The organism is Pedobacter roseus (assembly GCF_014395225.1).
Lineage (GTDB): Bacteria > Bacteroidota > Bacteroidia > Sphingobacteriales > Sphingobacteriaceae > Pedobacter > Pedobacter roseus.
Genome location: NZ_CP060723.1, coordinates 5,013,851 through 5,026,948, shown reverse-complemented (window position 1 = coordinate 5,026,948; position 13,098 = coordinate 5,013,851). Strand labels below are relative to the sequence as shown.

At 39.7% G+C, this 13,098-nt stretch carries 9 protein-coding genes; 3 read left to right on the top strand and 6 right to left on the bottom strand.

From position 1 onward, the window contains the following. Positions 1–4 precede the first annotated feature (4 nt). From H9L23_RS20655 to H9L23_RS20630, 6 genes are all read right to left on the bottom strand, one after another. Positions 5–1,543 (bottom strand): hypothetical protein, encoded by a 1,539-nt coding sequence (locus tag H9L23_RS20655; RefSeq protein ID WP_187592100.1) that lies wholly within the window; start codon positions 1,541–1,543, stop codon positions 5–7. A 1,109-nt stretch (positions 1,544–2,652) separates the two neighbouring features. Next, complete coding sequence (locus H9L23_RS20650; RefSeq protein WP_187592099.1) at positions 2,653–3,117, bottom strand: SRPBCC family protein; 465 nt, start codon at positions 3,115–3,117, stop codon at positions 2,653–2,655. Positions 3,118–4,158: 1,041 nt separating this feature from the next. Beyond that, positions 4,159–5,082, bottom strand: coding sequence for a TIGR01777 family oxidoreductase (locus tag H9L23_RS20645; protein ID WP_187592098.1), 924 nt, complete (start codon positions 5,080–5,082; stop codon positions 4,159–4,161). A 4-nt stretch (positions 5,083–5,086) separates the two neighbouring features. Then, on the bottom strand, positions 5,087–5,902 hold the full coding sequence (locus tag H9L23_RS20640; protein ID WP_187592097.1) for a DUF393 domain-containing protein: 816 nt from the start codon (positions 5,900–5,902) through the stop codon (positions 5,087–5,089). A 173-nt stretch (positions 5,903–6,075) separates the two neighbouring features. Further along, entirely contained in the window at positions 6,076–6,582 is a 507-nt protein-coding gene (locus H9L23_RS20635) for a GbsR/MarR family transcriptional regulator (RefSeq protein ID WP_187592096.1), read from the bottom strand. Between the two features lie 69 nt (positions 6,583–6,651). After that, positions 6,652–7,731, bottom strand: a complete 1,080-nt coding sequence (locus tag H9L23_RS20630; protein WP_187592095.1) for an alginate lyase family protein — start codon at positions 7,729–7,731, stop codon at positions 6,652–6,654. 129 nt (positions 7,732–7,860) lie between these two features. Between H9L23_RS20630 and H9L23_RS20625 the strand changes: the two genes are divergently transcribed. From H9L23_RS20625 to H9L23_RS20615, 3 genes are all read left to right on the top strand, one after another. Further along, positions 7,861–10,356 (top strand): YfhO family protein, encoded by a 2,496-nt coding sequence (locus H9L23_RS20625; protein ID WP_187592094.1) that lies wholly within the window; start codon positions 7,861–7,863, stop codon positions 10,354–10,356. 723 nt (positions 10,357–11,079) lie between these two features. Beyond that, a complete protein-coding gene (locus tag H9L23_RS20620) occupies positions 11,080–11,934 on the top strand; it encodes a UDP-2,3-diacylglucosamine diphosphatase (RefSeq protein ID WP_187592093.1) in 855 nt (284 codons plus the stop codon). A 20-nt stretch (positions 11,935–11,954) separates the two neighbouring features. Further along, positions 11,955–12,956: a glycosyltransferase family protein gene (locus H9L23_RS20615; RefSeq protein ID WP_187592092.1), complete on the top strand. Its 1,002-nt coding sequence runs from the start codon at positions 11,955–11,957 to the stop codon at positions 12,954–12,956. Positions 12,957–13,098: the final 142 nt, after the last annotated feature.

The window sequence follows — 13,098 nt, the reverse complement described above, 5'->3', positions numbered from 1 at the left end:
TGGATTACTGTTTAGTTTTGATGTAGTACGAATACACTACTTTATCTACAGGTTTAAGCTCCTGTAAGGTGTTTTTGATCGATTCTGCTAAAGCGGTATTAGGGGTGTTTTTAGCATTTACCCACTCGAATTTGGACATTTTAGTGCCCTGTAGATTTGGTGTGGCCGTGTTTGATAAAATATCTACCTTAACTAATCCATCAGGATTATGGATGTTGGCTACACTGAATTTAGGGTCGAAAGCAACACCAAGTTCTATATGTTTTGGGTTAGATGCCCTGGTATTGGTAAAAAGGGTCTGGTTGAGGGTAAAAACCTCATTAAGCGGGTTAGATGCCTGTGTTTTATAAACCCATTGTGCCTTTAATTTTCCGTCGGTATCGTAACATGCCAGTGCAATTGCATCCTTTTCCTGATCAGAAAACTTGGCCTCGCCATTACTCCCTTTGCTTAATTTGGGTTGGTGTTTTTTAGCTTCCTCTGCTTTGGCAAAATTTTCGAAATCGGTGGTCACATCCGAAACTTTTACACTGAAATTTCCAAAAGTGTAACTATCCTCATTACTCAGATCGATAAAAAGTTTCCTGAAGAAATCGTTAAACTGATTTTGGGCTGCGTAAGTGCTGTGGAGTTGATCGATGTTTTTCCAGTCTAAGCCGAGTGGATAATACTCAAAGTTCTGCCCGTCTTTAAGGCCGTTGATGTAACCCTCTTTTAAATCGAGTACATTTCTGGCTTTGTCTGATTTTGCACTTTCATCATAAAAAATACCACCCGATTTTTCTGAAGGATATGCTGTAGATAGCTGATAAGCACTGTTCGATAAATCAAACCTGGTTGTTGATGGGGCAAGTTTTGATTCGAGTTTTGAAATCATACTTCCTGCATCCGGATTGGCACAACTGAATATGGTAAAGTAAAGGTGTTTATTCACCTTGCCTTCTTTATAATCTGCAATAAAAAAATGGACAGCATTACCTTTTTCGAGCCATTTAGAGAATGGGATTTTAAGAAAAGCAGTATTGGTAACTTCTATGTTTTTTTGCCACTCTTCGAAATCGGTAATCAGGAGGGCATCGCTGTTACCGTCAACAATTTTTTCTACTGTTGCTTGCAAAGGTGCCCAAATATCAGCGTATTGTTTTGGGTCGCTTACCTGTTGCCCCAGTTCGGTAGTATTGGCTACGTTGAGTAATGATATTTTGTTGGAGCCTAATTTGTAAACTTCAAACTGTTGTGCGAGAACGGTGTTGAAGCAGGCCGACATCATGCTTTTAATCGTAGGATCGTTAAAAGCCTTATTTATTCCAGATGAGAAATCAATATAAAGTGCCGGAGTACCTCTTTTCGGATTATTGCCCTGGGTTATGGCCTTATTGTATACTTCGATACGTTTTCCTAAATCCTGATCATAAGGGTTGAAATTTGTAGCAGCGAATGGATCTTCTGATTGGGATCCTCCGGAACCTTTACATGCTGAAATTGCAAATAAGCCCAGTAATCCCATTATCCTGAAGAAGTTCAGGGTATTGCCTGTTTTCATAATTTATACATTTTAATGCTTTTAGTATTGTTTAGTTGATCAAAAGTATAAGCACGGCAACGGCAATCCTTACGGAAAACCGTAAAGGGTAAATTATGGGAGTAAAAAATTGGGATGATGGTTTAGATGTGCCTGTTTATTTAAGTTTTAATGCTGCATCCTGTAAAAACTCAGGTGATCTTAGGTGACTAAGGTGGTTATAAAATAAATATAGCGTGGTTTAATTTACCACCTTAGTCACCTTAGAACATCTACGCTGTTAAATGGCATGAGCCAATTGCACAAGGGCGTTATCGATATAAGTAACATAAGGGCATATAAGCTTATATGTTCTTAAATGCCTTACATGGTGATAAAAAATGCGTTAATTTTTAGTCTTTCAGTTTATCGTTTCAATTCTGTAAAACTCAGGTGCTCTCAGGTAATCCCAGGTGGTTATAAAAATAAAGATTGCGCGGTATAATTTACCACCTTAGTCACCTGAGAACAGCTAAGCTGTAAAATGGCATGAGCCAATACAGGATTGTAGATAAGGGGTTTTACCATATTAATATAAGGACATGCATGCTTATATGGTGCTTAAATGTCTTATATGGTGATAAAAAATGCGTTAATTTTTAGTCTTTCAGTTTATCGTTTCAATGCTGTAAAACTCAGGTGCTCTCAGGTGACTCAGGTGGTTGTAAAATAAAGATTGCGCGGTATAATTTACCACCTTAGTCACCTGAGAACAGCTAAGCTGTAAAATGGCATGAGCCAATTGCAGAATTGTGGATAAGGGGTTTTACCATAATTAATATAAGTACATGCATGCTTATAAGGTGCTTAAATGTCTTATATGGTTGGAAAAAGCGCTGATTTTTGGTCTTACAGTTATCGTTTCAATTCTGTAAAACTCAGGTGACTCAGGTGGTTATAAAATAAAGATTGCGCGGTATAATTTACCACCTTAGTCACCTGAGAACAGCTAAGCTGTAAAATGGCATGATCCAATTGCAGAATTGTGGATAAGGGGTTTTACCATATATTAATATAAGTACATGCAAGCTTATATGGTGCTTAAATGTCTTATATGGTTGGAAAAAGCGCTGATTTTTGGTCGTTAGTCTTTATGCTCTCCGCTTATCGCCCTCCGCTTCACGCTTCATTACCTCATTTCTTTCCACTAATAACCGCTTCATATAACGAGTTAAGAAAAGTTTTTCAGCCAGCCATCCTAAAATGCCTAATGGTGCTTTAAACTCAAAAATGTCGGTCATTTCGGTTTGTGTGCCGATAGTTTTAAACAAGTGTTGGTGATGAAGTTTATTAAAAGGTCCCCTCATCATTTCATCGGTAAAAGAATTTGGGTAATCCATAGCTGTAATTTTATTGGTCATTTCGAAATAAAGGCCAAAATGTTTGGCCCGCCAGGTAACCGATTCATGGAGCTTGATCAATCCATTTATTTTTCCGGCTATTGCTTTTTCTCCGGAAGCTTTCATCGACTGCACATGAAGATCGATATCTCTGGATAGATCAAAACACTGCCCGATTGGTGCATTCATTAATGTTTTTAAAATGATGGTATACATAATTAATTCGTAATCATTGTAATCTTAATTTTTTCTGCCTACGCTCTTGGGCTTGCCTCGGCTCGCCGCCGCCGAAAGGGCTCTTTCTTTATCCTTGATGATAAAGAAACAAACAATCAAGGCTTGCATCCTTCCTTGTAAAAAGCTATGGAAATCTCTATTGCGGCAGTATCCAGGCTCTTACCTTTACTTTATCCCATCGCTCCCGCTTGATCCTGCCTTGGGTTGTGGTGTACGTGGGGTAGTGCAAAGATTTCAATGCTTTTTCCTACGGAAATCTGCTATGCCGAATTGCATCATGCAGAGGAGTTCCTCATCAAAGATGTTTTATAGATCGAAACACCACTCTATAAGCACATTGATTATTGTTTTTAAAATGATGGTAGGCATAATTAACGTTTGAGTATTTATCCCCGCTTGATCCTGCCTTGGGTTGTGGTGTACGTGGGGTAGTGCAAAGATTTCAATGCTTTTTCCTACGGAAATCTGCTATGCCGAATTGCATCATGCAGAGGAGTTCCTCATCAAAGATGTTTTATAGATCGAAACACCACTCTATAAGCACATTGATTATTGTTTTTAAAATGATGGTAGGCATAATTAACGTTTGAGTATTTATCTATCGGGTATATTTTTAAGAATAGTTTGAGGCGCTATGCTAACTTGCTTTAAAAAAACCACTGTATCTACCGAAGCACTCCGTCAATCCCAGGGGCCGGACGAAAATCAAAAAACAGTTGCAAAACAGAACCAATAGCAGTACCAAGCCTTAAACGCAGTGGTTTTGTGTTTCATAGCTTGCAAACACTTTCAACTCGCTGTGACAAACAAAACGAAGTGCCGCTGTTTTTTGATGTGTGTAAGGATGGTGTAAAAGGCCCATTGCTGGATTGACAAAGCGCTTTGGCTACTTTGGCGCTCCAAAATGCGTAGCATTCTTGAACACAATTAAAAACAATTATAATTGGTGAAAAACTAGAATGCCTCCGCGGCAAAGAGCGGTAAAAATAAATATTGCACGCATAATAATAAGCCCTTCGCTTATCGCTCGCCGCTCAGCGCCCTCATCGCCTCATCAATCTTTCCATACTTAAATTCAAAACCACTATCGAGCAGCACCGCCGGTTTAACCCACCTGCTTTTTAAAATCAGTTCCGTTTCTGTTCCGATAACTTTTGCACCAATGGCTAATAACCAGGCAGGAGCAGGCAGGCCAAAACTACGACCAAAAGCTTTCCGTATGCTGTGCATAAAAACATGGTTTTTTACCGCCTCTGGAGCCGTACAGTTTACAACTCCTTCAATTTCTGGATGATTAAGCAACCATTCAATGCTTCTGGCGGCATCTTCTTCGTGGGTCCAGCTCATGTATTGTTCTCCATTGCCCTGTTTACCACCCATGCCCAGTTTAACAAGGTTAAGTAAACGAGGAAACGCCCCATCTTTCAGACCTAACACAATGCCCATCCTAAGCGCTATTTTTCGGGTATGAGGTGTTTCATTTTCGAAAAAACTTTTCTCCCAGGCTTTGCAAACTTCAATAGAAAAACCATTACCAATTTCACCCGTAAACTCATCTTGTGGACGGTCTTCCGCATGGCGGTAAATAGTGGCAGAAGTAATGTTGATCCAAAGTTTTGGTGGATTTTCCATTTCTTTGATCGCTTTGCCTAGTAAACGGGTAGGGATCAATCTTGAATCGAAAATCTCTTTTTTGTTTTTTTCGGTGTACCTGCAGTTTACATTTTTGCCGCAAAGATTCACCAATAAATCTGCCCCTTGCAAGCTGTGGGCCCAATCACCCATGGTTTTGCCATCCCATAACATGGTTTTGATATTGCCGGTTTCGGCTTGTGGTTTTCTGGCCAGGATAATCACTTCATTAGCCAGACTGCTAAAATGTTTCGCCAGTACGCCACCCAAATAACCATTTCCACCTGCAAGTATAATTTTTCCGTATTTCATGATGTTATAAACTTAAGATTAATCCCAAAACAATTAAGCGGTATAATGCCCAGCTAATGCTCATTAACCAACCTAAACTTAATAATTTACTCCTGCGGATATGTTCTAAAAACATCAGTCCCGCAACCATTAAAAAGTATAACGGAAAAAATAAAGGTGGAAAGCTGAAGTATTTTGCCAGGATTGTAATCGGCAAGAGTAAAAGTGAACCTGCAAAAGAAATGGTCATCATATTGCCCAGGTAATCCCAAAGTTTCTCTTTCCGGTAAAAACTTATGATAGCACCCTGGAAAAATAGCTGTCCACCACAGATGAAGTATTCACGATATTTACTGCCCAGCGGTACAAAAGCGGTAAGCAGATGCGCATAATTTGTTAATATATAAGCAGTAATCAGCCAGGTGAAAAGCAGATAAGCGATACGGTAATGGAGTTTAAAAGTTGGTTGTATCGTATTTTCTTTAACCTCAGCCGGGATAATCACTTTGCGGTTGTAAGAAATAAAAGCATAAAATTTGCGCATCAGATAAATAAATGGACCGAACAAAAACAACGGCCTAAAGAAGGGCATGGCGTGTGCAATAATTTTGAATAAACTTTGGATGCCATAGGTAACTTCGCCGGTTTCGGTATTTACGAGCGCAATCTCGTTGGCAGCCCTTTGCTGATCTACTAATGGACAAATGTTTTGTGGCATTTCCTGGTAAGCCTCTCTACCATCTTGTGCCAGCATACCTGTTTTTACAAAAGCTTTGGTATAGGCATAACACATCGGGCATTCATTGTCAAATAAAATCACATGGTTTTTAAGCGTTCTCATTTTATTTAAATTTTAATACTTTCAATAAAATATGAAAGATAGGTTTAAAAAATTAAGCCGAACTGTAGGTAAGGCTTTTTGGGTTTGAGGTGTAAGGTTTAGGTGAATTTGTCTTGCTACTTGATACTCCTGTCTCAAATCTCATGTCTAGTATCTCAAATCTCCCTCCTCATCTACTTAAACACTTTCATCACCGAACCCCAGAACCAACTTTCTTCCGCCTTAAGCATGGTTTCTAAAGTTTTATCTACGTTTCCGGCTAATTTATTAATGTCTTTGATCGATTTTTTGAAAGTAATAAACTCAGGGTCTTTCTCATCGCCATTAACCGTAGAAAGTTCGTTCAAAATTTTTAAAACAGGTTCCAGTTCTCTTTTTTTGCGCTCTTTGGCTACCTGACGGGCAATATTCCAAACATCCTTATCCGCAAAAAAGTATTCTTTCCGCTCACCGGCCTTATGTTGCTTTTCAATCAGTCCCCAGCCAATCAGGTCGCGGAGGGTCATGTTTGCATTGCCCCTCGAAATGCTGAGCTGCTCCATAATTTCTTCGGTGGTTAATGCTTCAGGCGAAATTAACAACAGCGCATGTACCTGGGCCATGGTGCGGTTAATTCCCCATTCTGAGCCTAATTTGCCCCAGGCTTCTATAAACTTTAATTTTGCTGCTGCTAATTCCATATACAAATATAAAGTTATTTTTAAACTTTCAAAAATTATTGAAACTTTATTTAATTTGGAAATATTTTATTACTTATGCTTTACTTCGTCGAGTACCCTTTGCCAGTTATTGGCGTTTCCACCTACATTTTTCAGCAGATCGTTTTGTGCAGGATCAAAATAAACCGATAACCTTAAAACGGGCAAAGCCAAACTGGGTTTAAACATGCTTCCCGGTGCAAAGCCTGGTTCGTTATTTTTGGCCCTATCACGGTCGAATTTAACCGTGGTATTTACATATTCTTCGTGCTGCTTTTCGCCTTTGATATACGGGATCAGCCATTCTACAGATTTTCTGATCGACGAACCTTTCGGCGATTCGTAGGTGTAAAAATTGGCCCCCTTTGCCCGGTCGATCATAATGGCCAGTTTTAACATCGGTTCCAGATCGTAAATATGGTAATGCATGGCATCACGCTCCTTAAAATCCAGACTGGTGCCATCAGCATAGAGATTAATGTTGATGTGGCTTTTCAGGTTGTCGATCGTCCAGGTGATCAGTTCCTGGTTATTAAGTGCATAACCAATTTCTCCAATTACTTTTAAACGGTGCGCATTCCAGTTGTTAATAGCCGTGCCCCTGCCTGGTTTCATGCGTTTGCTGTTAATTTCAGCCCAGGCCGTTTCGCTCAGCCATTGCTTAATCTGTTTTTTATCCGCAGTTGGGATGTCTTGTTTGATCAGGTCATAAGCCTCAACCACGGGATCGAGATTGGTATCATCTATGGGATCGCCATTGGGTTTGTTGGTTTTTGCCCATGCCGAAAGAAATTCTACACATTTGTTTAAATATTTTTGATCACCGGTGATCCGGTACTGTAAAGCCAGCGCAGAAATTTTATTCATATCCGCCAGGGCCAGCTGAGTTTTCAACTTCTTCGGATTTCCCTTTAGTAAACCTTCCGTCCTGATGGTATCAATAGGGTTGGGCTGTTCGCTCAGGTATTTTAAAGTCGATTTTTCGAAGCCCTGATATAGTTTTTTGGTTTCTTCATCGTTTTTGATCCCGCTTTTCAGCTTTGCGGTTTCAGCGGTGGTTAAACTTACAATCTGCCCGAACGAGGCAAAAGACAGGGAAGCGAGCGCGATTGTAACAACAAACTTTCTCATAATAAATGGGTTGAATTTTTATTCTCTGCTACAAATCTAATTTTTTATTCAGCACGCATTTAATTTATTCCTTTTTTATACCGCCCAATTTTTTATTTTTGACGTTCGTTTAAACTTAAACAAACCTTAATGAATAACTGGTTTAATAAAAATGGCGTACACCTGGCCATTATTGCATTTTTTGTAGTCATCACTTTTGCCTACTTCAGTCCTGTTTTACAAGGCAAAGCGCCACAGCAAGGCGATGTTTTGCAGGCCAAAGCCATGCAGAAAGAAATTATGGATATTAAGGCTAAAGATGGTAAAGGACCACTTTGGACCAACCAGATGTTTGGCGGTATGCCCGCTTATCAGATCTGGGTTCAGTATCCGCTTAACATTACTACTTATGGTATCGATGTAATTAAAGGCATATTTCCTGATCCGGTAGGAACGGTTTTATTATACCTTTTAGGTGCTTATTTATTATTCTGTGTACTAAAGATAAATCCATGGCTGGCGGCTGCGGGTGCCATTGCCTTTGCTTTTACCTCTTATAATTTTATCATTATAGCAGCAGGGCACAGCAATAAAGCTTTGGCTATTGGCTTCTTCGCTCCTATTTTAGCAGCCATCATCCTCACCTTAAGGGGAAGATATTTGGTTGGCGCAAGTTTACTGGCGCTGTTTATGGCTTTGGAGATCCGTTCGAACCACATCCAAATGACCTATTATTTATTTATAGCGTTGTTTATTTTAGGTTGCATCGAGCTTTACCATGCCATTAAGGCAAAACAGCTTCAAACGTTTGGTAAGTCGATCGCTTATATTGTTGCTGGTATTTTCTTATCAGTGCTTGTAAATGCGGGTACGCTGTGGACTACTTACGAATATGGTAAAGAAACCATCCGTGGTAAATCTAACTTAACAACCGATAAAGCCGAACCAGCAAATGGTTTGGATAAAGAATATGCTTATCAATGGAGCCAGGGTGTTGGCGAGAGTTTCTCGTTCCTGATCCCGAATATTTATGGGGGTGCGAGCAGTATTGATGAAATGATCAAACCTGAAAGTAATACTTATAAAGCGGTAGAGAAAAATCTTCAGGGTGTAGATCCGCGTCAGGCCATTGGTTATGTTGCACAGAATTTGAACACTAACCAATATTGGGGCAATAAACCGGGTACATCTGGTCCATATTATTTTGGAGCAATTATCTGTTTCTTGTTCGTTTTCGGCTTGTTTATTGTAAAACACCGTTGGAAATGGTGGATCCTGGGAACCAGTATTTTGTTGTTGTTCTTATCATTCGGACAAAATCTGCCATTTATTTCAGATATCTTTTTTGATTACCTGCCAGGTTACAACAAATTCAGGGCAGTTGAATCTATTTTGGCTGTTGTTGGCTTCCTGGTTCCATTATTGGCAATATTGGCCATTAAAGAAGCCCAGGATGGTAAATACGGTCAAAAATATTTGGTACAGCGTTTAACATGGTCTGCAGGTATAACCGGGGGATTCGCATTGATTATTGCGGTAATCCCAACCGCATTTTTCAGCTTTACACAGGCTAACCAACCACAGGTTTTAGATGCATTGGCTCAAACCTTACAAAATAACCGCGCTGCGGCAATGGAAATTTTAAATGGCATTGTTGCTGACCGTGTAGCGTTGGCCCGTGCTGATGCGTTACGTTCGTTGTTGTTTATCGCGGTAGGATTTGGTATTACCTGGGCCTTCATTACTAAAAAAATGAACATGCAACTGGCCTTTGGCTTATTGGCTTTGTTTGTACTGATCGATTTATGGCAGGTAGACCGTAGATATTTAAACAACCAGAATTTTGTAAGCAAATCTGATCTTGACAATCACTATCAGCCAAGAGACGTAGATAATTTTATTTCGGCCGATAAAGATCCAAACTTCAGGGTTTTCGATATGTCGTTGGGCGATCCTTTTAAAAGTGCAGAAACTTCCTATTTCCATAAAACGGTTGGTGGTTTCCACTCGGCAAGGTTAAAACGTTTCCAGGAGTTGGTTGATAACCAGTTAACAAAAAGTATTAACCAGGATGTATTGGATATGTTAAATACCAAATACATCATTACGCAGGATCCTCAAACAGGATCATATAAAATGCAGCGTAATCCAACAGCTGCGGGTAATGCCTGGTTTGTACAAAGCGTGCAGTTTGCTAAAAATGCCGATGAGGAAATGAAAGCCATCAGCAGTTTCGATGCCAAAAAAGAAGCCATTGTTGATGAAAGCTTCAAAAATGTAATCGATACCAAACGTTTAGGTACCGGACAGGAAGGTTTTATCAAATTAACCAATTATAACCCTGATCATTTAACTTACGAATACTCTACCGCGAAAGATGCAATTGCCGTATTCTCGGAAATATATTACAACAAAGGCTGGAAAATGTATATTGATGGTGTAGAAAAGCCATATTTCAGGGCCGACTACGTTTTACGTGCCGCGCAGCTTGAAGCTGGTAACCATAAACTTGAATTTATTTTCCACCCAACTTCGTACTATATGGGCGAGAAAATCTCTTTAGCAGGATCAATCTTGTTATTGGCCGGCTTAGGTTTCGGTTTTTACTCAGAAGAAAAGAAGAAAAAGAAAGCAGTTAAAGCTTAATTTTCTTTAGACACTTATAACCCCGTAGGATTTATTTCTTGCGGGGTTTTTTGTTGCCTGTGTTTTTTGCCACGATCATTTTCCAAGGAAGCACAGAAACACGGAATATTTTCTCGGGTTTTCATCCTGAAGGGAAATTATTTCATAAACATCAGTAGAGAAAAGATAATTTTGAAGAGATGCTCAGTTGCGAGGAATCGTCATTGCGAGAAAGGCTTTTTCAGCCGACAGCCTGCCCCGACCTTTCGGGGAGGCAATCGTTCTGGCAAAAATCGCTGGCAGGAAAGATTGCTTCGTCGTACCTCCTCGCAATGACGACTTTTCTTCGCATCTGTCAATGATAGTGCTGTAGAAGGACCTTTGGTTGTTGCTCCCAACGCAGTTAACCAATTTAAACAATTAACCAATACCCAGTTTTCAATGGGCAGTTTGCTTTACCAATAAACCAATGGCAAATGAACTACTGAACTAATTCACCGCCAAACTAAAATTTAACAATGTCGTAACATTTGTTTGATATACAGTGTCTTATCTTTGTAATGAAAAATCAGGTAGTATGTTAGAGTCATTCTTTGCCGTATGTTTATTAATTGTTGTACTTTATTTCTTTAGCCCTTTTGAGGTAAAACTCGATGAGGAAGAAGAGTGGTAGCAAAGTTAATTTATCTCTAAACTGCTCAAACCGGGCGGTAACAATACCCTTCCCCCTAAAATTCCCCTTTTATGGATAAAAGAAATGTCGATGTAGTCGTAATCTCCGATGTACATTTAGGCACCTATGGCTGCCATGCAAAAGAGCTTTTAAAGTATCTGAAAAGCATTAAACCCAAAACTTTAATCTTAAACGGCGATATCATCGATATCTGGCAGTTTAGCAAAAGTTACTGGCCCGAATCGCACATGAAAGTAATCCGTAAACTGATGAAATTCGTTTCAGAAGGTGTTCAGGTGCATTATCTTACCGGAAACCACGATGAGATGCTCCGCAAATTCGACGGTATGGAAATGGGTAGTTTTCACCTCCAGAATAAACTCATTTTAGAGCTCGATGGCAAAAAAGCATGGTTTTTCCACGGCGATGTTTTTGATGTAACCATGCAGCATTCTAAATGGCTGGCCAAACTGGGTGCGGTTGGTTACGATACGCTGATCCTCATTAACAGTTTTGTAAATTGGGTGCTTACGGCATTTGGAAGGGAAAAAATGAGCTTTTCGAAAAAAATTAAAGCAAAGTTTAAAGATGCCGTTAAATTCATCAACAGCTTTGAGCAGACAGCAGCCGAGCTGGCCATCGAAAAAGGCTATCAGTACGTGGTTTGTGGTCACATCCACCAGGCCGAGCAACGCGAAATTGCAACTGAAGAAGGAAAAGTGACTTATCTGAACAGTGGCGACTGGGTAGAGAGTTTGACCGCTTTGGAGTATCAGAATAAAAACTGGACAGTGTTTAAATATGAGCATCAGCATTTTACCAAGGACGAACTGGATGAAGGACTCCTTTCGGATGCCGAGGATTTAAAGAGTAAACTGGATATAAATATTCTTTTACAGAATATAAAATATGAAATTGCCCAATAATTTTAGATATTCGGGCATAAATGAAGATACTATACGCAATACAGGGAACAGGAAACGGTCATATCAGCAGGGCGAGGGAAATCATCCCTTTGCTTCAAAAATATGGTGAATTGGATATTTTGGTGAGTGGCACACAGGCCGATGTAAAATTAAGCCAGCCCGTTAAATACCAGTTACATGGTTTCAGTTTCATTTTCGGAAAAAAAGGTGGTGTAGATCATTATAAAACCTGGCTAAACATGAATCTTTTCCGTTTCAGGAAAGACATGAAAAAACTGCCACTTAAAGAGTACGATTTAATTGTTAACGATTTTGAACCGGTAAGTGCCTGGGCCTGTAAACTGCAGGGCATCGAATGTGTATCCTTAAGCCATCAGGCTGCATTTAAATCGAAAAAAGTGCCTCGTCCGAGAACCTTAGACTGGGGAAAACTAATTTTAAGCCGTTATGCACCTACCAAATACCATATTGGTTTCCACTTTGACCGTTATGATACTTTTATCCATACCCCGGTAATCAGGGCGGAGATCAGAAACCTGAAAAGTGAAAATTTAGGTCATTATACCGTATACCTTCCTGCCATTGACGATAAACGTTTGGTAAAGCTTTTTACACAATTACCCAACATTACTTGGCAGGTTTTTTCTAAACACAGCAAAGTTGCTTATCAGGAAGGGAATGTTTTTGTTGAGCCGGTGAACAACGAAAAGTTTAATAAAAGTTTGTCTACCTGCGAAGGTCTTTTTACCGGAGGTGGCTTCGAAGGACCAGCTGAAGCACTTTATTTAAAGAAAAAATTATTGGTTGCCCCTATGCGTTTCCAGTTTGAGCAGCAATGTAATGCTTATGCTTTAAAACAGTTTGGTTTGCCTGTAATCTGGGGAAGTACCCGTAATTGGTTACCAATAATTAAAAACTGGGTAGAAAACCCTCAAAAGCACGAATTTGATTTCCCGGATGAAACCGCGCAAATTATCGATGATATGGTGAAGAAATACGCGAGGGTTAGTCTGGAGTCTTAAGTCGGCAGGCCTGAGGCGATTAGACTGGTTTTGTCATCCTGAGGGATAATATATTTCATAAAAATCAATATAAAGACAGAGTTTTTTGGCAAAATGGTAGGCTGCGCGAGATCGTCATTGCGAGAAGGCTTTTTCAGCCGAC

Coding starts and splice junctions, on each gene's coding strand:
- H9L23_RS20625 (WP_187592094.1), top strand. CDS start 7,861: ATGAATAACTGGTTTAATAAAAATGGCGTACACCTGGCCATTATTGCA.
- H9L23_RS20620 (WP_187592093.1), top strand. CDS start 11,080: ATGGATAAAAGAAATGTCGATGTAGTCGTAATCTCCGATGTACATTTA.
- H9L23_RS20650 (WP_187592099.1), bottom strand. CDS start 3,117: ATGTATACCATCATTTTAAAAACATTAATGAATGCACCAATCGGGCAG.
- H9L23_RS20635 (WP_187592096.1), bottom strand. CDS start 6,582: ATGGAATTAGCAGCAGCAAAATTAAAGTTTATAGAAGCCTGGGGCAAA.
- H9L23_RS20655 (WP_187592100.1), bottom strand. CDS start 1,543: ATGAAAACAGGCAATACCCTGAACTTCTTCAGGATAATGGGATTACTG.
- H9L23_RS20630 (WP_187592095.1), bottom strand. CDS start 7,731: ATGAGAAAGTTTGTTGTTACAATCGCGCTCGCTTCCCTGTCTTTTGCC.
- H9L23_RS20645 (WP_187592098.1), bottom strand. CDS start 5,082: ATGAAATACGGAAAAATTATACTTGCAGGTGGAAATGGTTATTTGGGT.
- H9L23_RS20615 (WP_187592092.1), top strand. CDS start 11,955: ATGAAGATACTATACGCAATACAGGGAACAGGAAACGGTCATATCAGC.
- H9L23_RS20640 (WP_187592097.1), bottom strand. CDS start 5,902: ATGAGAACGCTTAAAAACCATGTGATTTTATTTGACAATGAATGCCCG.